General features: G+C 69.0%; 22 protein-coding genes and 1 riboswitch. Of the genes, 13 read left to right on the forward strand and 9 right to left on the reverse strand.

Annotation, left to right across the window (positions count from 1 at the left end; genetic code table 11):
- Positions 1 to 2: 2 nt before the first annotated feature.
- The 4 genes from ACQ86G_RS03990 to ACQ86G_RS04005 are packed head-to-tail and all read right to left on the reverse strand — an operon-like array spanning position 3 to position 3,401.
- Positions 3 to 932 carry a tyrosine recombinase XerC gene (locus tag ACQ86G_RS03990; protein ID WP_431259429.1) on the reverse strand — a complete coding sequence of 310 codons (930 nt, stop codon included), beginning with the start codon at positions 930 to 932 and terminating at the stop codon, positions 3 to 5.
- Positions 910 to 1,629 (reverse strand): DUF484 family protein, encoded by a 720-nt coding sequence (locus tag ACQ86G_RS03995; RefSeq protein WP_431259430.1) that lies wholly within the window; start codon positions 1,627 to 1,629, stop codon positions 910 to 912. The genes ACQ86G_RS03990 and ACQ86G_RS03995 overlap by 23 nt, the downstream gene beginning before the upstream one ends.
- Positions 1,626 to 2,501, reverse strand: coding sequence for a diaminopimelate epimerase (gene dapF / locus ACQ86G_RS04000; protein ID WP_431259431.1), 876 nt, complete (start codon positions 2,499 to 2,501; stop codon positions 1,626 to 1,628). The genes ACQ86G_RS03995 and dapF overlap by 4 nt, the downstream gene beginning before the upstream one ends.
- A 9-nt stretch (positions 2,502 to 2,510) precedes the next feature.
- Positions 2,511 to 3,401: a lipid A biosynthesis acyltransferase gene (locus tag ACQ86G_RS04005; RefSeq protein ID WP_431259432.1), complete on the reverse strand. Its 891-nt coding sequence runs from the start codon at positions 3,399 to 3,401 to the stop codon at positions 2,511 to 2,513.
- 198 nt (positions 3,402 to 3,599) lie between these two features.
- On the opposite strand from ACQ86G_RS04005, the gene metK reads away from it, so the two are divergent.
- The 3 genes from metK (at position 3,600) to ACQ86G_RS04020 (ending at position 7,062) form a co-directional block, all read left to right on the forward strand.
- Positions 3,600 to 4,778, forward strand: coding sequence for a methionine adenosyltransferase (gene metK / locus ACQ86G_RS04010; RefSeq protein ID WP_431259433.1), 1,179 nt, complete (start codon positions 3,600 to 3,602; stop codon positions 4,776 to 4,778).
- A 119-nt stretch (positions 4,779 to 4,897) separates the two neighbouring features.
- Positions 4,898 to 5,953, forward strand: coding sequence for a GGDEF domain-containing response regulator (locus ACQ86G_RS04015; RefSeq protein ID WP_431259434.1), 1,056 nt, complete (start codon positions 4,898 to 4,900; stop codon positions 5,951 to 5,953).
- A gap of 86 nt (positions 5,954 to 6,039) precedes the next feature.
- Entirely contained in the window at positions 6,040 to 7,062 is a 1,023-nt protein-coding gene (locus ACQ86G_RS04020) for a GGDEF domain-containing response regulator (RefSeq protein ID WP_431259435.1), read from the forward strand.
- Positions 7,063 to 7,149: 87 nt separating this feature from the next.
- Here ACQ86G_RS04020 and ACQ86G_RS04025 read toward each other — a convergent pair whose 3' ends face one another.
- Positions 7,150 to 8,262 carry an IS481 family transposase gene (locus tag ACQ86G_RS04025; protein WP_431257046.1) on the reverse strand — a complete coding sequence of 371 codons (1,113 nt, stop codon included), beginning with the start codon at positions 8,260 to 8,262 and terminating at the stop codon, positions 7,150 to 7,152.
- Positions 8,263 to 8,468: 206 nt separating this feature from the next.
- On the opposite strand from ACQ86G_RS04025, the gene ACQ86G_RS04030 reads away from it, so the two are divergent.
- Positions 8,469 to 9,566, forward strand: coding sequence for a DNA glycosylase AlkZ-like family protein (locus ACQ86G_RS04030; RefSeq protein ID WP_431259436.1), 1,098 nt, complete (start codon positions 8,469 to 8,471; stop codon positions 9,564 to 9,566).
- A gap of 58 nt (positions 9,567 to 9,624) precedes the next feature.
- On the opposite strand, the gene ACQ86G_RS04035 is transcribed toward ACQ86G_RS04030, so the two are convergent.
- The gene (locus ACQ86G_RS04035) at positions 9,625 to 10,653 is read right to left on the reverse strand and encodes an aldo/keto reductase (RefSeq protein WP_431259437.1); all 1,029 of its coding nucleotides are present in this window, start codon (positions 10,651 to 10,653) and stop codon (positions 9,625 to 9,627) included.
- A 189-nt stretch (positions 10,654 to 10,842) separates the two neighbouring features.
- On the opposite strand from ACQ86G_RS04035, the gene ACQ86G_RS04040 reads away from it, so the two are divergent.
- Both ACQ86G_RS04040 and ACQ86G_RS04045 read left to right on the forward strand, forming a co-directional pair.
- The gene (locus ACQ86G_RS04040) at positions 10,843 to 11,784 is read left to right on the forward strand and encodes an AraC family transcriptional regulator N-terminal domain-containing protein (RefSeq protein ID WP_431259438.1); all 942 of its coding nucleotides are present in this window, start codon (positions 10,843 to 10,845) and stop codon (positions 11,782 to 11,784) included.
- 21 nt (positions 11,785 to 11,805) lie between these two features.
- On the forward strand, positions 11,806 to 12,771 hold the full coding sequence (locus tag ACQ86G_RS04045) for an AraC family transcriptional regulator N-terminal domain-containing protein (RefSeq protein ID WP_431259439.1): 966 nt from the start codon (positions 11,806 to 11,808) through the stop codon (positions 12,769 to 12,771).
- A gap of 34 nt (positions 12,772 to 12,805) precedes the next feature.
- Here the strand turns inward: ACQ86G_RS04045 and ACQ86G_RS04050 are convergent, their stop codons facing one another.
- Positions 12,806 to 13,438: a hypothetical protein gene (locus ACQ86G_RS04050; protein ID WP_431259440.1), complete on the reverse strand. Its 633-nt coding sequence runs from the start codon at positions 13,436 to 13,438 to the stop codon at positions 12,806 to 12,808.
- A gap of 210 nt (positions 13,439 to 13,648) precedes the next feature.
- Positions 13,649 to 14,488, reverse strand: a complete 840-nt coding sequence (locus tag ACQ86G_RS04055; RefSeq protein WP_431259441.1) for an SDR family NAD(P)-dependent oxidoreductase — start codon at positions 14,486 to 14,488, stop codon at positions 13,649 to 13,651.
- Positions 14,489 to 15,007: 519 nt separating this feature from the next.
- Here ACQ86G_RS04055 and ACQ86G_RS04060 point away from each other — a divergent pair.
- The 4 genes from ACQ86G_RS04060 to ACQ86G_RS04075 all read left to right on the forward strand — a co-directional run bounded on the left by ACQ86G_RS04060 (position 15,008) and on the right by ACQ86G_RS04075 (position 16,625).
- Positions 15,008 to 15,223, forward strand: coding sequence for a hypothetical protein (locus ACQ86G_RS04060; RefSeq protein ID WP_431259442.1), 216 nt, complete (start codon positions 15,008 to 15,010; stop codon positions 15,221 to 15,223).
- An 85-nt stretch (positions 15,224 to 15,308) separates the two neighbouring features.
- The gene (gene infA, locus ACQ86G_RS04065; RefSeq protein ID WP_067278543.1) at positions 15,309 to 15,566 is read left to right on the forward strand and encodes a translation initiation factor IF-1; all 258 of its coding nucleotides are present in this window, start codon (positions 15,309 to 15,311) and stop codon (positions 15,564 to 15,566) included.
- A 62-nt stretch (positions 15,567 to 15,628) separates the two neighbouring features.
- On the forward strand, positions 15,629 to 15,838 hold the full coding sequence (locus tag ACQ86G_RS04070; RefSeq protein ID WP_431259443.1) for an oxidoreductase-like domain-containing protein: 210 nt from the start codon (positions 15,629 to 15,631) through the stop codon (positions 15,836 to 15,838).
- Between the two features lie 304 nt (positions 15,839 to 16,142).
- The gene (locus ACQ86G_RS04075) at positions 16,143 to 16,625 is read left to right on the forward strand and encodes a hypothetical protein (RefSeq protein WP_431259444.1); all 483 of its coding nucleotides are present in this window, start codon (positions 16,143 to 16,145) and stop codon (positions 16,623 to 16,625) included.
- Here the strand turns inward: ACQ86G_RS04075 and ACQ86G_RS04080 are convergent.
- Positions 16,553 to 17,344 carry an HAD-IIB family hydrolase gene (locus ACQ86G_RS04080; protein WP_431259445.1) on the reverse strand — a complete coding sequence of 264 codons (792 nt, stop codon included), beginning with the start codon at positions 17,342 to 17,344 and terminating at the stop codon, positions 16,553 to 16,555. The two genes, ACQ86G_RS04075 and ACQ86G_RS04080, sit on opposite strands and share 73 nt — an antisense overlap.
- A gap of 30 nt (positions 17,345 to 17,374) precedes the next feature.
- Positions 17,375 to 17,473: riboswitch (S-adenosyl-L-homocysteine riboswitch) on the forward strand.
- A 114-nt stretch (positions 17,474 to 17,587) separates the two neighbouring features.
- Here ACQ86G_RS04080 and ahcY point away from each other — a divergent pair.
- Genes ahcY through metF form a run of 3 tightly spaced genes read left to right on the forward strand, consistent with a single transcriptional unit; the run spans position 17,588 to position 20,620 of the window.
- Positions 17,588 to 19,021 carry an adenosylhomocysteinase gene (gene ahcY / locus ACQ86G_RS04085; RefSeq protein WP_431259446.1) on the forward strand — a complete coding sequence of 478 codons (1,434 nt, stop codon included), beginning with the start codon at positions 17,588 to 17,590 and terminating at the stop codon, positions 19,019 to 19,021.
- Between the two features lie 22 nt (positions 19,022 to 19,043).
- A complete protein-coding gene (locus ACQ86G_RS04090; RefSeq protein WP_431259447.1) occupies positions 19,044 to 19,775 on the forward strand; it encodes a TlyA family RNA methyltransferase in 732 nt (243 codons plus the stop codon).
- The gene (metF, locus tag ACQ86G_RS04095; protein ID WP_431259448.1) at positions 19,772 to 20,620 is read left to right on the forward strand and encodes a methylenetetrahydrofolate reductase [NAD(P)H]; all 849 of its coding nucleotides are present in this window, start codon (positions 19,772 to 19,774) and stop codon (positions 20,618 to 20,620) included. The genes ACQ86G_RS04090 and metF overlap by 4 nt, the downstream gene beginning before the upstream one ends.
- Positions 20,621 to 20,673: the final 53 nt, after the last annotated feature.

A 20,673-nucleotide genomic window follows, 5' to 3' on the forward strand; every position in this document is an offset into this window, starting at 1 on the left:
GGTTATTTCTTGCGGGCGCGAGGATGCGCCGCGTCGTAGACCTTGGCCAGGTGCTGGAAATCCAGCCGGGTGTAGATCTGCGTGGTACTGATGTTGGCGTGGCCCAGGAGCTCCTGGACCGCGCGCAGGTCGCCGCTGCTCTGCAGCAGATGCGACGCGAAGGAGTGGCGCAGCATGTGCGGATGGACATGCGTGGGCATGCCCGCCGCCAGCGCGCGCTGCTTGAGACGCTTGCGGATCTGGTCGGCGCTGAGCCGGTGGCCGCGCGGCCCGACCAGCAGTGCCGGTTCGTCCGCCGCCGCCCATTGGCCGCGGACCTCGATCCACGCGCGCAGCGCCGTCATCGACGGTCCGCCCAGCGGCACGGCACGTCGCTTCGAGCCCTTGCCGAGCACCTGCGCCTCGGCGTCCTCGAGCACGATCCAGCCGGCGGAGGACGCCTGGTGGCGCTGGTCCAGGCCCACCAGCTCGGAGACCCGCAGGCCGCTGCCGTAGAGCAGTTCGACCAGGCAGCGCTCCAGCGCCTCGGCGACCGGATCGGCCGCGTCCTGCCGGTGTTCCGCGAGCCGCACCGCGTCGTCGACGCCCAGCGCCTTCGGCAGCGGCCGGCCCTGCTTGGGCGCGTGCAGGTCGGCGATCGGGTTCGCGTCGACCAGGCCGTTCTGGCCCAGCCAGCGGTACCAGCCGCGCCACGCGGACAGGATCAGGGCCAGCGTGCGCGGCTTGAGCTTCTCGCCGTGCAGCTTCGCCAGGAAACGCCGCGCCTGATGCGCCGACAGGCGCAGCAGGTTCAGGTCTTCCGCCGAGGCGAGCCCGGTCAGCCGCTGCAGCGCGTCCGTGTAGAGCGTCAGCGTGCGCTCCGCCAGGCGGCGCTGCACGCGCAGGTGTTCCAGGTAGCGCTGCTGCTCGTCAGTCAGGCTGAGCGGCGACATGGGGCGCGGCCTGGGCGGCGTGCGGGTCGGCGTCCAGCAGGCGCGAGAGCGCGGCGCTCGCGATCTCGCCGACACGGGCCAGGAACTCGGTGCCCATCTCGGCCGTGTAGCGCGTCGGATCCGGCGACCCCAGCACCAGCAGTCCGAACGGCTGCGCCGGCGCGCCCGTCGTCAGCGGCACCAGCGCCAGCGAGGCCACGTCGTCCTCGAGCCAGCGCGCGGCCTCGAAGCCCGAGTTGATGCCGCAGTACGGTTGGTTCAGGCTGCCCACGAAGGTCTTCACGTCCGGGTTGACCTCGGCCGCGAACGGCGCGAGCGCGTGGCCCGCATCCACGTTCCACAGCCGCAGGCCCGCCTGCGGGATCAGGAACTGGTGGCGCAGCTCGCGCAGCAGCACCTCCGGCAGCTGGCGGTCGTCGCGCGTCAGCATCAGCGCCAGCGTCCAGCGGTGCAGCCGGTCGGCGATGGCGACGTTCTCCTGCCCGTTGCGGATCATCTCGATGATCTTGTTTTCCAGGCCGCGGATCTTGTCGCGCAGCAGCTCCGCCTGGCGCTCCTGCAGCGAGACCGCGCGCTGGCCGTGCGGATGCGAGATCCGGACGTTGGCCAGCAGTTCGGCGTGACGTTCGAAGAACGCCGGGTCATTCGCCAGGTAGTCGGCGATGTCTTGTTCGGTGATGCCTTCGATGCCGCTCACAGTTCGATTTCTCCTTCAAAGACCGTCTGCGCCGGCCCCGTCATGTAGACCGGGGCGGACAGCCCCGGGCCTCCCGGCGTCATGCCGGCCCATTCGATGCGCAGGTCGCCGCCGCGCGTGTGCACTTCGACCGCGGCGTCCAGCCAGCCCAGCCGGATGCCCGCCACCACCGCCGCGCACGCGCCGGTGCCGCAGGCCAGCGTCTCGCCGGCACCGCGTTCGAAGACGCGCAGCTTCACTTCGCCGCGGCTGATGACCTGCAGGAACCCGGCGTTGACACGACGCGGGAAGGCGTCATGGTGCTCGACCAGCGGGCCGACGATGCCCACCGGCGCGTGATCGACGTCGTCGACCCGCTGCACCGCATGCGGATTGCCCATGGACAGCACGGCGACATCCGCCGTGATGCCGTCGCCCAGGTCCAGCGGCCAGCGCTCGAACCCGTTCTCATGGCGCGGCGCCGATTCCTTCGGGTCGAACGGGATCCGCGGCAGGTCGAAGACCGGCGCGCCCATGTCGACCGTGACGCGGCCGTCGTCCCGCAGGCGCAGCTCCAGCAGCGCGTTGATCGTCTGCACGCGGATGGTCCGCTTGTCGGTCAGGCCCTTGTCGACGACGTAGCGCACGAAGCAGCGCGCGCCGTTGCCGCACTGCTCCACCTCGGACCCGTCCGAGTTGAAGATGCGGTAGCCGAAGTCGACGTCGGGGGTCTTGGCCGACTCGATCACCAGGATCTGGTCGCAGCCCACGCCGAAGCGGCGGTCGCCGACGCGCCGCAGCTGATCGCTGGTCAGCGGCATCGGGTGGCGCGTGGCGTCCAGCACGACGAAGTCGTTGCCGGCGCCCTGCATCTTGGTGAAGCGCAGTTTCATGGGAGCGGATTATCGGGAATACAGCGACGCCTCGCCGGGCGGTCGCGTCTTGAATCGCTTGTGGACCCAGAAATACTGGGCCGGGTGCTCGCGGATCCGGTCCTCGAGCCAGCGGTGGAAGTGGTTGGCGTCGGCTTCCAGGTCGCCGCTCGGGTAGTTCTCCAGCGGCTCGTGCGCATGGATCACGATGCCCTCGCCCTTGGGCAGCATCGTGACGACCACCGGCTGCACCACCATCTTCATCGTCTGCGCGATCTTGGCCGGCGCCAGCAGCGTGTTGGCCGGCACGCCGAAGAACGGGATGAAGGCCGAATCCTTCGGGCCGAAATCCATGTCGGGCAGGTTCAGGAACGAATACCCGTCGCGGATCGCCCGCAGCACGCTGCGCACGCCCTCGTGGCGGTCGACCAGCTTGGTCGTGCCGAAGCGCGAGCGCGCCCGGCGCAGCGCCTCGTCGAAGAGCGCGTTGCTCTGGCGCTGGTAGATGCTGGCGCCAGGTCTTGCCTGGTTCAGCATCAACGCCGGCCCGATCCAGTCCAGGCCCACGAAGTGCGGCATCAACCACATCACCGGGCGGTCGACCTGTTCGGAGAGCTTGATGTTGCCCTCGATGCGCATCAGCTTCAGCAGCCGCCGGTCCGACGCGTACCAGAGCAGCCCGCGCTCCAGCAGGCTGCGGCCCAGCCAGCCGAAGTGCTCGCGCACCAGGGCCTCGCGCTCGGCCAGCGGCTTCTCGGGGAAGCAGAGCTCGACGTTGCGCAGCGCCACGCGCCGCCGAGAACCCGCCACGCGATGCAGCAGCCCGCCCAGCCCCCAGCCGAGGGCGGCCAGCCAGCGCAGCGGCAGCCAGTGCAGCAGCCACAGCAGGCTGATCAGCGCATATGTACCCAGTTTTCCCATCGACCGTCCGGCGCCCTGTTCGGGCTCTTTCCTATAATGCCGCCCCAGTCGCCGAGTTAATCTGGACAACTTGCGGGGCGACTCATAAATCCCGCTAAAGCGTTCGCCGCCTGACTCCCGTCTCGGCGACGCCAAAAGGCAAGCCCGAAGGGCAAGGCCAGAAGGCATTGCCCGAAGACTGAATCACAGGAGTTTAAATTGGCGAGCGATTTCCTCTTCACCTCGGAATCCGTATCTGAAGGCCACCCCGACAAGGTGGCGGACCAGATCTCCGACGCCATCCTCGACGCCGTCCTGGCGCAGGACCCGCGCTCCCGCGTCGCGGCCGAGACCCTCTGCAACACCGGCCTGGTGGTGCTGGCGGGCGAGATCACGACCAACGCCCACGTCGACTACATCCAGGTCGCCCGCGACACGATCAAGCGCATCGGCTACGACAACACCGAGTACGGCATCGACTACAAGGGCTGCGCCGTGCTCGTCGCCTACGACAAGCAGAGCAACGACATCGCCCAGGGCGTCGACCAGGCCTCGGACGACCACCTGAACACCGGCGCCGGCGACCAGGGCCTGATGTTCGGCTACGCCTGCGACGAGACGCCCGAGCTGATGCCCGCGCCGATCTACTACGCGCACCGCCTCGTCGAGCGCCAGGCCCAGCTGCGCAAGGACGGCCGCCTGCCCTTCCTGCGTCCGGACGCGAAGAGCCAGGTGACGATGCGCTACGTCGACGGCAAGCCGCACAGCATCGACACCGTCGTGCTGTCGACGCAGCACGCGCCGGAGATGTCGCTGGGCGACAAGATGAAGCCCGAGTTCTACGAGGCCGTCATCGAGGAGATCATCAAGCCGGTGCTGCCCAAGGAATGGCTGCAGGACACGAAGTACCTGGTCAACCCGACCGGCCGCTTCGTCATCGGCGGCCCGCAGGGCGACTGCGGCCTGACCGGCCGCAAGATCATCGTCGACACCTACGGCGGCGCCTGCCCGCACGGCGGCGGCGCGTTCTCGGGCAAGGATCCGACCAAGGTCGACCGCTCGGCCGCCTACGCCGCCCGCTACGTCGCGAAGAACATCGTCGCCGCCGGCCTGGCCAAGCAGTGCCAGATCCAGGTCGCGTACGCGATCGGCGTCGCGCGTCCGATGAACGTCACGGTCTACACCGAAGGCACGGGCGTCCTGCCCGACGAGCAGATCGCCGCGCTGGTCAACGAGCACTTCGACCTGCGTCCCAAGGGCATCATCCAGATGCTGGACCTGCTGCGTCCGATCTACGGCAAGACCGCGGCCTACGGCCACTTCGGTCGTGAAGAGCCGGAGTTCACCTGGGAACGCACCGACAAGGCGAAGGCGCTGCGGGCGGCGGCGGGCCTGTGATCCCCCTCCCGCCAAACCGGTCATTTGCCGCACGCGCGGAAACTTGATCCCCCGACTCAGGGCCGCCTCGCGCGGCCCTGGTCGTTTCAGGAATGCGGGCATCGCGGCAGAATGACCGCATGCATGCGATGCCTACCGCGCCCACCCCGCTGACCATCCTGATCGTCGACGACCAGAACGCCACCCGCGTGGCGCTGACGGCGGAACTGGACCGGGCCGGCCACCGCGTGCTGGAAGCCGACAGCGCCGAATGGGCGCTGGAGCTGTTCCGCCGCTACCGTCCCGACCTGGTGCTGCTGGACATCGAGATGCCGGGCCACGACGGCTACTGGACCTGCCGCGAGATGCGCGCCGCCGAACCCGGTGGCTGGACGCCGATCATCTTCCTGTCCCAGTTCAACCAGGACGAGGACGTCTGGAAGGGCATCGAGGCCGGCGGTGACGACTACCTCGTCAAGCCGGCTTCCGCGATGATCCTGCACGCCAAGCTGCGCGCGATGCACCGCCTGGCGCAGATGCGGTCGCGGCTGGTGCAGATGTCCGAGGAACTGCGCGCCGCCAACGCCCAGCTGGAGGAGCTTTCCAGCGTCGATGCGCTGACCGGCCTGATGAACCGGCGCGCGCTGGACGCGCGGCTGCAGCAGGAGCTGGACCTGGCCCGCCGCGACGGCAAGCCGCTGACGCTGATGCTGTGCGACGTCGACCACTTCAAGCGCTACAACGACGCGGCCGGCCACGTCGCCGGCGACGAGTGCCTGCGCCGCATCGGTCGGCTGCTCAAGGAAACCTGCCGCCGCCCGAGCGATTGCGCCGGCCGGTACGGCGGCGAGGAGTTCGCGCTGGTCCTGCCGAACACGCCGCGCTCCGGCGCGATGACCTACGCCCGCGCGCTGATGCGCACGGTGGAACTGGCCGCGATCCCGCACCCGGATTCGCCGACGGGCGCCACGATCACGCTCTCGGGCGGCATCACCACCTGCCTGCCCGACGAGAGCACCAGCGCCGAAGGCCTGATCATCCGGGCCGACGACGCGCTCTACAACGCCAAGTCCACCGGCCGGAACCGCTTCTTCAGCTACGAGATGCAAATGGACACGGCGGAGCAGCGCCGCGCGGTGGCCCCGGCCGCACCGGCGGCCACGCCCGCCGCGCCGCCGCCGCCGTCCCCGACTTGAGGCATACCCGAACTGCCCGCGAGGGGACCGGCCCCGCATAATCGGCTCCGGCACATCTTGTTGCCGCCAGTCGACGATGCCCGGCCATGGATGCTTCCGCCTCGCTGCCGCCCGCCTCGCTCCCTCCGCTGCGCATCCTGGTCGTGGATGACCAGGCCAGCACGCGTGGGTTCCTGTGCAGCCAGCTCCAGGCGATCGGACACCACACGCTGGAGGCGGACGGCGGCGACAGCGCCCTGGCCCGCTTCGACGGCGACCACCCCGACCTCGTGCTGCTCGATGTCGAGATGCCCGACCACGACGGCTACTGGGTCGCCAGCCAGATGCGGGCGCACGAGAACGGCGGGTGGACGCCGATCATCTTCCTCTCCAGCCGCGACCGCGACCAGGACCTCTGGCAGGGCATCGAGTCCGGCGGCGACGACTACCTGGTCAAGCCCGTCTCCAACACCGTGCTGCAGGCCAAGCTGCGTGCGATGCAGCGGCTGCGGCGGATGCAGACGCGGCTGCAGGAGGTGTCCGACGACCTGCGCCACAGCAACGAACGACTGGAGAAGCTCTCCGGCGAGGATCCGCTGACGCGGCTGCTCAACCGGCGCGCCTTCGACGCCCGGCTCGCCCAGGAGATCGCCTGCGCGCGGCGCGACCAGACGCCGCTGACGCTGGTGCTGTGCGACATCGACCATTTCAAGCGCTACAACGACAGCTACGGCCACCTGGCCGGCGATGCCTGCCTGCAGCGCGTCGCGCTGCTGCTGCAGGAGACCTGTCGCCGGCCGCGCGACTGCGCCGCCCGCTATGGCGGCGAGGAGTTCGCGCTGATCCTGCCCGGCACGCCGCGCTCGGGCGCGATGACCTTCGCGCGGGCGGTGATGCGCACGCTGCGCAACTGCAACATGCGCCACCCGGATTCGGTGGAGTCCCACGTCACGCTGTCCGGCGGCATCACCACCTGCGTGCCGGATGCGGAGACGACCGTCGAAGGTCTGCTGCGGCGCTCCGACGACGCGCTCTACACGGCGAAATCGCGGGGGCGGAACCGCTTCTTCAGCTTCGAGATGCAGATGGACACCGTCGAGCAGGCGCCCAGCGGCTTCGCGCCGCTGTGAGCTTCCTGCTCCCTCTCCCGCTTGCTGTATGGACCGAGGACATGGGTGACAGGTGTGCCAGGACATGGGTAACAGGTCAGGTCCAGGTTAGTCAGCCTGGCACAGCTCAATCATGCGTACCTTTTGGTGGCAGAAGAAGACATCGAAGCTGCCATCGAGATCCAAGTGAGGTCGTAGGGCCACAGGTTGGCCGATGAGACCTCTGCCAACGCGGTAGGTATTGCCCTTGAACTGGATCCGTCCACCGTATCCGACCCGGCGCACGATGACGCCATCGCCGTATTCGACGGGCTCCAGTGAGCTTGGCATTGAGCGCGGGCTAGCCACGTAGCGGCTGGCTGGCGTGCCCATGCCCAGTGCGCAATGAGGCCGTTTGGAGTTGTAGAGATGGCGCCACTGGCTGAAGTGGCGCTGGGCATCGCTCAGGTCCTTGAAGTGCCGACTGGCTAGTAGCTCGGCCTTCAGCGTGCGATGGAATCGTTCGTCTTTGCCGTTGGTCTGCGGATGCATCGGTCGGCTGTGGCTCAAGCGCACGCCCAGCCGAATCAGCCACACCTCCAGCTCGGTGAGCGCGCCGCGCGTAGGCGAACCCCAGGGCGGGCCGTTGTCGGCGTTGATGCGCTCAGGCAGCCCATAGCGCTCGAAGGCGCGCTGCAGCACGGGCTGCACGGACTCGAGCCGCTCATTGCCCAGCGCTTGCAGGACGATGTTGAAGCGCGAGTGATCGTCCAGCACGGTCAGCGGGTGACAGCGCTGGGCGTCGGTGGCGAAGTGGCCCTTGAAGTCCATTTGCCACAGCGCATTAGGCGTCTCGTGCTCGAAGCGCTGCCATGCCGTTGCGGCCTGGCTTGCTGCCGGGTCGATCAGGCCGTTGCGGCGCAGCACCCAGTTGGCCGTGCTGGCCGCTATGTGCACGCCATGATCGCGCCCCAGCACATGCGCGATCTTGCGAGCACCCCAAGCCGGACATTCGGCCCGCACTGCAAGCACCTGAGCTTGCAGCTGTTCGGGTGTACGGGTCGGTGAGGTTCGTGGTCGCCGAGATCGATCCTCAAGATCGACTCGGCTGAGCCACTTGTAGCCCGTCTTACGGCTGATGCCGCTGCGTCGACATAGCTCGCTGATATTGGCGCCAGGCTGTCGGGCCAGCCGAACGAATTCCTCTCTTTGATCCTTCACGGTGACTTGGCTCCAGGGCAACTTCGTCCTCCCGCTGACTAGGCGGGAAAAGTGTCACCCATGTCCTGGCACACCTGTTACCCATGTCCTCGGTCCATACAGCTTGCGGGAGAGGGTGGGGGTGAGGGCCAACGGCCTCGGCAGTCGAGCTGCGTCGACAAGCCCTGCTGACACATCCGGTGCGGCGCCGGGGTACCGTCACGGCTTTCGACGACCATCGCTCCCGAATGCCCGTGATCGACCATGACGCGCTGCGGCGTCACGCCATCGCCCGCACCTTCTTCAAGCCGACGACGCTGCTGCGCGCGATCCAGCGCCTGGGCTTCGTGCAGGCGGACCCGATCCGCGCGCCGGCGCGGGCGCAGGACCTGATCCTGATGCACCGGGTGAAGGACTACCGCGCCGGCCAGCTCGAGGCGCGATACACGAAGCTCGCGGTCGAGGAGGACGCCCTCGTCAACTACGGCTTCCTGCCACGCGAGACGCTCGCGCTGCTGCACCCGCGCACCGCGAAGCGACCCTGGGACGACGCGATGAACGCCCGCGCCGCCGAGGTGCTCGAGTTCATCCGCGCACGTGGGCGCACCCATCCGCAGCATGTGCAGCAGGCCTTCAGCCACGGGCGCGTTGCGGGCTACTGGGGCGGCGAACTCAACGCCAGTACCCAGCTCCTCGACGGCATGCACTACCGCGGCCTGCTGCGCGTGGCGCGGCGCGATTCCGGCACGCGGGTCTACGAGGCGATCGAGCACCTGCTGCAGGACGACAGCCCCGAAGCGCGGCACGCGCGGGCGGCGGCGCTGCTCGACATGATCGTGGCGCTCTACGCGCCACTGCCGTCGGCAAGCCTGGGCTACCTCACGTCGCTGCTCGGCTATGGCGCGCCGCACCTGCGGGTGGAGGCTCGCAACGTGCTGAAGGAGGCGAAGAGCCGCTGGGCCCACACGAAGGTCGACGGCGAGGTCTGGTACTGGCCGGCCGACGAGAATCCCGCGTCGCGCGGCCACAGGGTCGAGCCGGAGCGGTTGCGCTTCCTCGCCCCCTTCGACCCGCTGGTGTGGGACCGCCGCCGCTTCGAGCGGCTGTGGGGCTGGGCCTACCGCTTCGAGGCCTACACGCCCGCCGCGAAGCGCACGATGGGCCACTACGCGCTGCCCATGCTCTGGGGCGACCGGATGATCGGCTGGGCCAACCTGAAGGTCGAGGGCGGCACGCTGGTCCCGGACCTCGGCTTCATCGACAAGCGGCCGCGGGACGCGGCCTTCCGCGCCGCGCTCGACGAGGCGTACGGCGAGATGGCCGTGTTCCTCGGGCTCGAGGAATGAAGAAGGCCCGGACGGCGTCACCGTCCGGGCCTCACGGCGCGCTCGTGCGATCAGCGCGTCATGCGTTCACCAGCGCCATCGACACCTCGGGGTAGCGTTCCCCGGCGACCGGGAACTCGTCGAGCAGGTCGCGCAGGTCCTCGCGCAGCACGTCGTTGAGCCGCAGGCGCGCGGCCATCGCGTTCTCCTCCAGCCGCGCGATCGAGCGCGTGCCGGGGATCGGCACGACGTCCGGACCGCGGTCCAGCAGCCAGGCCAGCGCCAGTTGCGCCGGTGTCAGCCCATGGTCGCGGGCCAGCGCGACGATCGCATCGGCCAGCGCGAGGTTCTGCGCCAGGTGGCCGTCCTGGAAGCGCGGATTGACGCGCCGCCAGTCGTTGGCCGCCAGCTGGTCGGCGCTGCGGATCGCACCGGTCAGGAAGCCGCGCCCCAGCGGGCTGTACGGCACGAGCGCGATGCCGAGCTCACGGCAGGTCGGCAGCACCTCGGCCTCGACATCGCGGGTCCACAGCGAGTACTCGGACTGCACCGCCGCGATCGGATGCACCTGGTGGGCGCGGCGGATCGTCTCCGCGGAGGCCTCGGACAGGCCGATGTGGCGCACCTTGCCGGCGCGCACCAGCGCGGCCATCGCGCCGACCGTCTCCTCGATCGGCACCGACTTGTCGACGCGGTGCAGGTAGTACAGGTCGATGTGGTTGACGCCGAGGCGGCGCAGGCTCGCGTCGCACGCCGCGTGGACGTGCAGCGGCCGGCCGTCGACGCCGGCCGAGAGTCCGTCGGCGTTGCGGACGATGCCGAACTTGGTGGCGAGCACCACCTCGCGGCGGCGGTTGGCCAGCAGCCCGGACAGCAGGCGCTCGTTGGCGCCGTGGCCGTACATGTCGGCCGTGTCGAGGAAGTTCATCCCGAGGTCCAGCGCGCGGTGCAGGACGGCCATCGACGCGGCCTCATCGGCCGGACCGTAGAAATCGGACATCCCCATGCAGCCGAGCCCGAGCGCGGAGACCTCCGGTCCGTGCGCACCGAGGCGGCGGCGCGGCAGCTGCGGCAGGTTGTTGAGCGGTTCCCTGGACATGATGGTCATGGCGGCACTCCTTCAAAAGCGGTGGGAGCGCGACGACCGGACGGCCGCCGCGATGACCGAGAGCTTAGGAATCCGCCCCCCTCCCTCACCAGCGCAATGCTCGCCCTTCCTTGCCCGATCCTCCGGAACCCGGTCCGCCGCGCTCGCGGGCGCTGGCGCCGCGCGCGAGGGACTTGCACAATCCGATGCATGGTCGCACCCACTCCGATTCCCCTCGCCGACGGCTTCCCCGACGCGCTGCAGGCCCTGCGCGCGCAGATGGTGGATCTGACGCTCCGGCACATCGGCGGCGAAGGCTCCCTGCCCACCGCCATCCCCTGCCTGCACCTGATCAAGGCCAGCTGCAGCATGCCCAAGACCGCGCCGGCGTTCTACGAGCCCGGCCTGGCCATCGTGCTGCAGGGGCGCAAGAAGGTGGAGCTCGGCACCGAGACGCTGTACTACGACCCCCTGCACTTCCTGCTGGTGTCGATGCCGATGCTGCCCAAGGGCGGCGTCATCGAGGCGACGCCGGACAAGCCCTACCTGTGCGTGCGCATCGACTGCTCGACCGCGACGCTGGCGGAGCTGATGCTGGAGGTCGGCCCGGCGAGCACCGACGCGTCGCCGTCGGCGCAGTCGGGGCTGAACGTCGCGCCGGTGTCGGAGTCGCTGCTGAGCGCCGCGCTGCGGCTGATGCAGCTGCTGGACAACCCGTCGGACCAGCGCGTCATGGCGCCGCTGCTGCAGCGGGAGATCTTCTATCGCGTGCTGACGGGACCGCTCGGTCCGCGGCTGCGCGCGCTGGCGCAGCAGGACAGCGCGACGCGCCGCCTGTCGCGCGCGATCGACGAGCTGAACCGCCGCTTCAGCGAGGCCATCAGCATCGACGAACTGGCCGAGGTCGCGCACATGAGCGCCTCGACGCTGCATCAGCGCTTCAAGCAGCTGACGAGCATGTCGCCGATGCAGTACCAGAAGCAGCTGCGGCTGCAGCACGCGCGCCGGCTGATGCTCGGCGAAGGACTGGACGCGGCCGCCGCGGCGCACCAGGTGGGTTACGAGAGCGCCTCGCAGTTCAGCCGCGAGTACCGCCGCCTCTTCGGCACGCCGCCCCGCGCCGACATCGAGCAGTTGCTGCGCGCGGGCTGAGCCCCTCCCATGAGCGCCCCCATGAACGTTCCCAAGCCCGACACCGGGGCGCTGAGCGCGCTGCTGTCCCGCCACGCGCCGCGCGAAGGGGTCTGGCCCACGGCCCTGCCCCGGCTCTGGATCCTCCGGCTCGACACCCCCGGCGGCGAACTCGCGCATGCGGTGCAGCCGGCCTCGCTGTGCCTGATCTCGCAGGGCGCGAAGGAGGTGCGGCTCGGCGAGGAGCGCTACGTCTACGACGCCGCGCGCTTCATGGTGTTCACGACCGACCTGCCGGTCAGCGGCCGCGTGACCGAAGCGACGCCGGAGCGCCCCTATCTCTGCCTGCGCCTGGATTTCGATCCGGAGGAGGTCGCGGAGCTGGTCGCGCGCAGCGGTCCGCCGCGGGCGCCTGTCGCGCCGGTCACGCCGGCGAACGGCATCGGCTCCGCCGACGGCGACGGCGACGACCCGGGCCGCGGGCTCTTCGTCAGCGCGGTGACCTCGGAGATGCTCGACGCCGCCGCGCGCCTGATGCAGCTGCTCGACCACCCGGAGGACCATGCGGCGCTGGCGCCGATGGCGATGTGCGAGCTCGTCTACCGCGTGCTGCGCAGCGAGCAGGGCGAGCGCCTGGCCCAGGTCGCGCGCGCCGACAGCCAGACGCAGCGCGTGCACCGCGCGATCCGCTGGCTGAAGGCCCACTACGCGCAGCCGCTGCGCATCGAGTCCCTGGCGAAAGAGGCGCACATGAGCGCGTCCTCGCTCCACCACCACTTCCGTGCGTTGACCTCGATGAGCCCGCTGCAGTACCAGAAGCAGCTGCGATTGCAGGAAGCGCGCCGGCTGCTGATCGCCGAAGGTCTCGAAGTCGCGCGCGCCGGGCATGCGGTCGGGTACGAGAGCCCGTCGCAGTTCAGCCGCGAGTACAGCCGCCTCTACGGCGCGCCGCCGTCGCGGGATGCGGCGAAGCGGCGCGACACACCGGCGGCGCGGTTCACCGCCTGATCGGCACCGGCGCCGGTCGCACCTTCCGTGCCGCTCACTTCCCGCCGCAGCCGCCCATCAAGGCAGGGGCGTCCTTGAGGCGATCGTCCGTCGGATGGATCGCGGCGACGCGGTTCTCATAGACCCGCGTGCATTGGCTGCCCTGACGGATCACCTTGGAGCCCGAGCCGCTAGTCGACACGCTCGACACGATCGGCAGCGTGCCGGCGGCATCGGCGATCGCCGACTCGACGGTGCGCGGCGCGCTGTGCGAGCGCTCGTCGTTGCGGATCTGCTCGGCCATGCGCACCCAAGGATCGGAAGCCGCACCTGCCTTCGGCAGCGCGAGGTTGAGCGTCGTGCGGCCGTTGCCGAGCGGCGCTGAAGCGCCCGAGGCCGGCATGGACGGCACCGGGACCGTCTGGAACGACGTCGACGGCGGCGCGGCGGAAATCGTCACCTCGGGCGGCGCGACGAAGAGGGGCGCGGGGACGTATTCACGAGGCCGTGACAACGGCAACCTGCCGAGAAACCTGTCGTCGATGGCCGACGGATCGTCGACCAGCTTCGGCGCCACCTTCACCAGCAGCAAAGGCTCGATGTTGTGGCCGATCGGGTCCGGTCGCACCGTCAAGGTGCCGCGCCACAGCAGCAGCAAGGCGAGCGCCTGCACGAACAGCGCCGCCATGCCTGCGATTCGCCGCCGGCTCCTGCCGGCGGGCTCCCAATGCGCCACCGTCATGACGGCGTGCCGCGTCCCTGCATCGCGCCCTCCCCGGCCGACGTGTCCCGGGGCGGGATGGTAGCCGCGCCCGGTGACCGCTGCCGGAGGTCTGAGTCGATGTCGATCCGATGTCCATCCGACCTCGATCAGCCCTCACTCGAACGTCGTCGCGGATCAGACGTCGTCGCGATCCAGCGAAGCGGACAAGCGCGCGTGCGCCTCGATCTCGGCCATGCGCAGCCCGAACGTCTCGCGCGCCATGCCCAGCGCATCCGAGCCCGCCACGAAGTGCAGCGGCGGCGCCGGCATCGCGGCCAGTTCGACGAAGGCACGGCCCAGCTTCGCCGGATCGCCGGGTTGCTGGTGGTTGTAGGCCTCGTAGGTGGACAGCGGCGGCGTCGGCAGCGTCGCGTAGTCCGCGATGGACTGCGAGCCATAGCGGACCGAACTGGCGTCCAGGAAGTCCGTGCGGAAGAAGCCCGGCTCGACCACCGTCACGCGGATGTTGAAGCCGGCGAGCTCGGGCGCGAGCGACGCGGTGAAGCCGTCGACGGCGAACTTCGTCGCGCAGTACACCGTCGCGCCGTCGAAACCGCGGAAGCCGCCGACCGACGCGATGTTCAGGATGTGCCCGTCGCGCTGCCGGCGCATCACCGGCAGCACCGCGCGGGTGACGTGCATCAGGCCGAAGACGTTGGTGGCGAACTGGCGCTCGATGTCGGCGGCGCTGATTTCCTCGAACAGCCCGAGCTGCCCATAGCCGGCGTTGTTGACCAGCACGTCGATGCGACCGAAGCGCGCGACGGCCTGTTCGACCGCCTGGGCGGCGTCGGCTTCGCGGCTGACATCCAGCGGGAGGCAGAGGACCGCCTCGCCGTGGTCGGCATACGCCACTTTCAACGCATCGACGTTGCGGCCGGTGGCGACGACGCGGTCGCCGGCAGCCAGCGCCGCGCGGGCGATCTCGAGACCGAAGCCGCGGTTGGCGCCGGTGATGAACCAGATCTTGCTCATGGGATTCCGTCCTTCAAGGGTTCCGGGCCGGCCGACACGAGGTGCCGGGGCCGTGGTTGGGAGACGGATGAATCCTAGGAACGGGGCGGCGACCGCACGTGCCGGTTCCGACACACCGCTTGCACGATCCGACGAGGCAACCTTCAACGGCCCGTTCGGGCCGTCGTCCGCCTCCCCGCACCCCGGGGTGATCCCGGGAGATGCGCGAATCCGGCGCTTGGGCTACAATCGCCGCTTGACTCGCACAAGACCACCCTCTTCAGGTCTTCTTCTGCAGCCCCTCCGGTCCCTCCCAAGGACACTTCTGCGAGCGGCTCGCACCAGCATCACCCCCGGTTCGTGCGCTTGAGCGTTTCTGGTTTCGGCCTGCCTGTTCGCCTTTCGGCTGATCGGCATCTGGAGCCACTTTCCGTGCCCCTTCTGTTCGTATCATCGAATGGAGATGGCACACCTTCCCACACCGCGCCAAGACGGTTGCTTATTGCGATTGCCTGTCAAGGCGCACACCTCAAGATAATGATGCAGAACAAACGCATTGAGGTGGGGCGATTCCTTGTCTCACCGATGACCAAACCCCATGCCGACGGCGGATTCGCCGCGGCTGTCTCGATCCAGTCGGGACGCGGCATGGCCAGCATTGATCGTGTCATGCGATTCGTGCCGACCTTCGAGACCCGCCGCGCCGCGTTGCGCTATGCGGAGAGCGAAGGCACCGCCTGGGCGCGCAGCCACTGAGCCGCGCGCCGCTGATATCCAAGGCGAAGGCCTGCGGCAGACCGCGGCTGGCGCCGTTTTCATCTTCAAGAATGGAGCAAGCCGTATGGCCAAGGAAGAACTGATCGAAATGCAGGGTGTCGTCAACGAAATCCTGCCGGACTCGCGCTTCCGCGTGACGCTGGAAAACGGCCATCAGGTCATCGCCTACACGGGCGGCAAGATGCGCAAGCATCACATCCGCATCCTGGCCGGCGATGCCGTCTCCCTGGAAATGTCGCCTTACGACCTGACCAAGGGCCGGATCACCTTCCGTCACCTGCAGCGTTCGAACCACTCGGGTCCGCCGCCGGTCCGTCGCTGACGCGCCTTGCCGCGGGAGGCTCCAGCCTCCCTGCGGGAGCATCGCCAGCCCTGACCGACGCCATGACCGACGTCCCGTCCGACTCCGCCGCCGTCCCGGCCTCGCTTGAGGCCGGTGCCGATCCGATGCCCGTGCCGCCGCCGCAGCCGGACATCGATGCGTGCTGCGGCAACGGCTGCGACCCGTGCATCTTCGACTTGCACGATCTCGCGATGGACGCCTACCGCCAGGCCCTGCGCGCCTGGAAGGCACGCCATCCGGAAGCCGGCTGACGATTCTCCGAACCCCACCCGAAGGGCCGCTAGCGCGGCCCTTCTTCTTTGGTGGGCTGCACCCGCTCGAAGCCGGCGGCGCCGGTGCCCCTCGAAGCGAACCCTGAGCGAAGCGAAGACTGTGAGCGCCGAGGGGCACCGGTGCCGCCGGCGCTCTCCGCAGGCGCTCATTCCCGAGGCGCTTTCGTTTCGTGACGTTTTGGGGGACATCCCCCGATTCAGAACCGGTGGCCACTGGCCGACATCCAGGACAGGCGCCGCGTTTGCCGCAGCGGCGCGGTGCTCCCGCCCTCCGGAGGTCTCGATGTTCATGACCGGCCAGAACCGTTTCCATGTCGCGCATTCCGACGCGCAGGCCAACCTGCGCTTCGCGCTGGCGCGATTGAGCACCGATTGGCGAACCCTCGATCCGTTCGGGCTCGAGATCCTGCTGCGCCACCTGCTGATGGCGGAGCACCGCTGCATGCCGCATCCCAGCGTGCTGCGCGAACGTCCGACCAACCGCTGGCTGCTGCCGCGGCTGCGTCGTCGGCGGCTCGAGGTTGCGGAGCGCCTGGTCGCCGTCGGCGGTCGGGTCAGTCATGCGGCGCTGGCCCGCGTGCTTCCGCGCGGGCACGACTGGCCGGGCGTCTCCGCGCTGGTGGGTCGTCATGCGTGGGATCCGGTCGAAGGCCGCCAGCCGCGCCCGCACCGCCCCGTCGTCGACGAGCCGGCCTATCCGCGCGCCAGCAGCAGCGCCCGGGCGACTTCCGCGAAGCCGTCGCCGCGTTCGGTCGCGGTCACGTAAGCCGGCTGGTGATCCAGCATCGGCAGGAAACGCGCGATGTTGGCCACGCCCACCGACAGCGGCATGCGCTCGAACATCAGTTGATCGTTCGTCGAATCGCCGACATACACCCACTCGACCGGGTCGAAGTCCAGGCCCGTCAGCCGCTTCACCGCCCACGAGGCGGCGGTCCACTTGCTGTGATCACCGATCCAGCCGTTGACGTGGATCGAGCTGACCGTCGCCACCAGCCCGTGCGCGCGCATCCGGTCGCAGACGGCGGCGATCGCGTCGTCGTTCAGCGTGGAGAACTCGCTGTGGTCGATGGCGATGTCGGTGAGCCGGCCGGCGCTGTCGCGTGCGAGGACGGCGCCCGGCACGGTCGCAACGATCTCCCGCGCGCAGACCTGCAGTCGCGCGAAGTTTTCCAGACGTGTGGTGTCGTCCTGGGCGAATTCAGTCGAGAGCGCCGCCCCCTCGCGGTGGAGCAGCACCCCGCCGTTCTCCGCCACGATCCCCCGGACGGGCCAGGCCATGGCGAAGGGCTCGCTCCAACCGGCGGGACGCCCGGTGATCGCGATGACCGGGACGCCGGCCGCGTGCAGCCGGTGCAACGCGTCCAGCGCCGCCGGCGCAATGGCGCCCTCCGCCGTCAGCGTGTCGTCGATGTCCGTCAGTACCCCGCGCAGGGGGCGCCAGGCCGAACGGGGACAGTCGCTGAGCGGGCGGATCGTTCGCATGGGGGGCGATTGTTGACTACAATCCGGCCCTGTTCCGAGGAGCGTTGCGACCTCCCATCCCATCGAGGCCAGGCTCGGAACCGCCGCGCGGCGACACGCCCGCGGCAATGGCAACCGCGCTCACCCGTCGACCCTTCGCAGGCCGGGTGAGGACCGAGCGGCAAATGCCCCAGCAATTGCCCTCCAAACGCCTCCCCATGCCCTGATCGCTGGCGTCGACGGCCCTTCCTCGCAGGAGTCCGCATGAACGCCCAACTGAAGCCGCTGGCCCAAGACCAGTACCTGATCAAAGACCTGTCGCTGGCCGACTGGGGCCGCAAGGAGATCAAGATCGCCGAGAGCGAGATGCCCGCGCTGATGGCCATCCGCGAGGAATACGCCGCCGCGCAGCCGCTCAAGGGCGCGCGCATCACCGGCTCGCTGCACATGACGATCCAGACCGCGGTGCTGGTCGAGACGCTGCAGGCGCTGGGCGCGGAAGTCCGCTGGGCCTCGTGCAACATCTTCTCGACGCAGGACCACGCCGCCGCCGCGCTGGTCGCCGTCGGCACCCCGGTGTTCGCCTACAAGGGCGAGACGCTGGAAGACTACTGGGACTACACGCACCGCATCTTCGACTTCGGCGCCAAGGGCACCGCGGGCGAAGGTCCGAACATGATCCTGGACGACGGCGGCGACGCGACGCTGCTGATGCACCTGGGCCAGAAGGCCGAGAAGGACCTGTCCGTGCTGGCCAACCCGGGCAGCGAGGAAGAGCGCATCCTGTTCGCCGCGATCAAGAAGAAGGTCGCCGAAGACGGCACCTGGTACACCCGCAAGAGCGCCGAGATCATCGGCGTCACCGAAGAGACGACCACGGGCGTGCACCGCCTGAAGGAAATGTCGGCCAAGGGCACGCTGCTGTTCCGCGCGATCAACGTCAACGACTCGGTCACCAAGAGCAAGTTCGACAACCTGTACGGCTGCCGCGAGTCGCTGGTGGACGGCATCAAGCGCGCCACCGACGTGATGATCGCCGGCAAGATCGCCGTGATCGCCGGCTACGGCGACGTGGGCAAGGGCTCGGCGCAGGCGATGCGCGCGCTGTCGGCCCAGGTCTGGGTGACCGAGATCGACCCGATCTGCGCGCTGCAGGCCGCGATGGAAGGCTTCCGCGTCGTGACGATGGAATACGCCGCCGACAAGGCCGACATCTTCGTCACCACGACCGGCAACAAGGGCGTGATCCGCCATGAACACATGGCCGCGATGAAGCACAACGCCATCGTCTGCAACATCGGCCACTTCGACAACGAGATCGACATCGCGTCGATCGAGAAGTACGAGTGGGAAGAGATCAAGCCGCAGGTGGACCACGTGATCTTCCCCGACGGCAAGCGCATCATCCTGCTGGCCAAGGGCCGCCTGGTGAACCTGGGCTGCGGCACGGGCCACCCGAGCTACGTGATGTCGTCCAGCTTCGCCAACCAGACGATCGCGCAGATCGAGCTGTTCGCGCACAAGGACGCCTACGCCGTCGGCCAGGTCTACGTGCTGCCCAAGCACCTGGACGAGCACGTCGCCCGCCTGCAGCTGAAGACGTTGAACGCGCAGCTGAGCGAGCTGACGGACGAGCAGGCCGCCTACATCGGCGTGTCGAAGTCGGGCCCGTACAAGCCCGACACCTACCGTTATTGATTGACTGACCCGAGACCCGACCATGCGTGCTGATCAGCTGCTTCTCTCCCTTGGCCTGGCGCCCACGCGCTCGGCCGCCCAGCGGCTGATCGACGCGCGCGCGGTCCAGTGGGAAGGCCCCAAGGGCTGGACCGTCGTGCGCAAGTGCGGCGAGGACATGCCCGAGGGCACCCCCATGCGCGTGACGGACGACGCCGAGCTGCGTTACGTCTCGCGCGGCGGGCTCAAGCTCGAAGGCGCGCTGGCCAAGGTCGGCGTGTCGGTCGCGGGCCTCACGGCGCTGGACATGGGCCAGAGCGCGGGCGGCTTCACCGACGTGCTGCTCAAGGCGGGTGCGACGCACGTGACCGGCATCGATGTCGGCCACAGCCAGCTGCATGAGACCTTGAAGGCGGATCCGCGCGTGACGGCCCATGAAGGCATGCACGTGAAGGACTACGTCCCCGCAGAACCTTTCGATCTGGTCGTGGGCGACCTGAGCTTCATCTCGATGATCGGCACGCTCAAGCACGTGGTCGGCTGGCTCAAGCCGCAAGGCCAGGCGCTGCTGCTGATCAAGCCGCAGTACGAGCTGGGCCCCAAGGCCTTGAACAAGAACGGCATCGTCAAGGACAAGTCGCAATACGTCGTCCTCAAGGAGCAGGCCCTGGCGGCCGCCGAGAAGCGCGACCTCGTCGTGAAGGGCTGGTTCGAAAGCCCGGTCACCGGCGGCGACGGCAACACCGAATTCTTCATCTGGGTCCAGAAACCATGACGACGCCCAAGACGCCTGTCAGCATCGAATTCTTCCCGCCCAACACGCCCGTCGGCACCGAGAAGCTGAAGACCGTCGTGCAGGAGCTGCGCGCGGTGAGCCCGCAGTACTTCAGCGTCACCTACGGCGCGGGCGGATCGACGCGCGAGAAGACGCTGTCGACCGTCGCCGACATCGCGTCGCAGGGTTTCGACGCGGCGCCGCACCTGTCCTGCGTCGGATCGACGCGCGAGAACATCGCCGAGATCCTGACGACCTACCGCGACCAGAACATCCGGCGCGTCGTCGCGCTGCGCGGCGACCTGCCCAGCGGCACTGCGACGGCGGGCGAGTTCCGCTACGCGGCCGAACTGGTGCGCTTCATTCGCGAGTCGCAGGGCGCGGACTGGGACATCGAGGTCGCGGCCTATCCTGAGTACCACCCGCAGCAGCGCTACGCGGCGCGCGACCTGCAGTTCTTCGCGGACAAGGTGCGCGCGGGCGCCAGTGGCGCGATCACGCAGTTCTTCTACAACCCTGATGCCTACTTCCATTTCGTCGACGCGACGCGGGCGATGGGTGTGGACGTGCCGATCGTGCCGGGCATCATGCCGATCAACAACTTCGCGCGGATCGCGCAGTTTGCGCAGCGCGACGGCATCGAGATCCCGCGCTGGGTCGCGCTGAAGATGGAAGGCTACATGGACGACGCTGCCTCGGTGCGCGCCTTCGGCCTGGACGTCGTCACGCGCCTCTGCGAACGACTGATCGCCGGCGGCGTGCCGGGGCTGCACTTCTACTCGCTCAACCAGAGCGCGCTCACGCTGGCGTTGTGCGAACGCCTCGGGCTCGCGGCGAAAGCTTGACAAGGCGCAAGCGCCCCGCGCCCTCGGCAGGAAGCGCCCGGGCCCACTGCCGT

The sequence above is a fragment of the Roseateles chitinivorans genome, from assembly GCF_050632145.1.
In the GTDB taxonomy this organism is placed as follows: domain Bacteria; phylum Pseudomonadota; class Gammaproteobacteria; order Burkholderiales; family Burkholderiaceae_C; genus Roseateles; species Roseateles chitinivorans_B.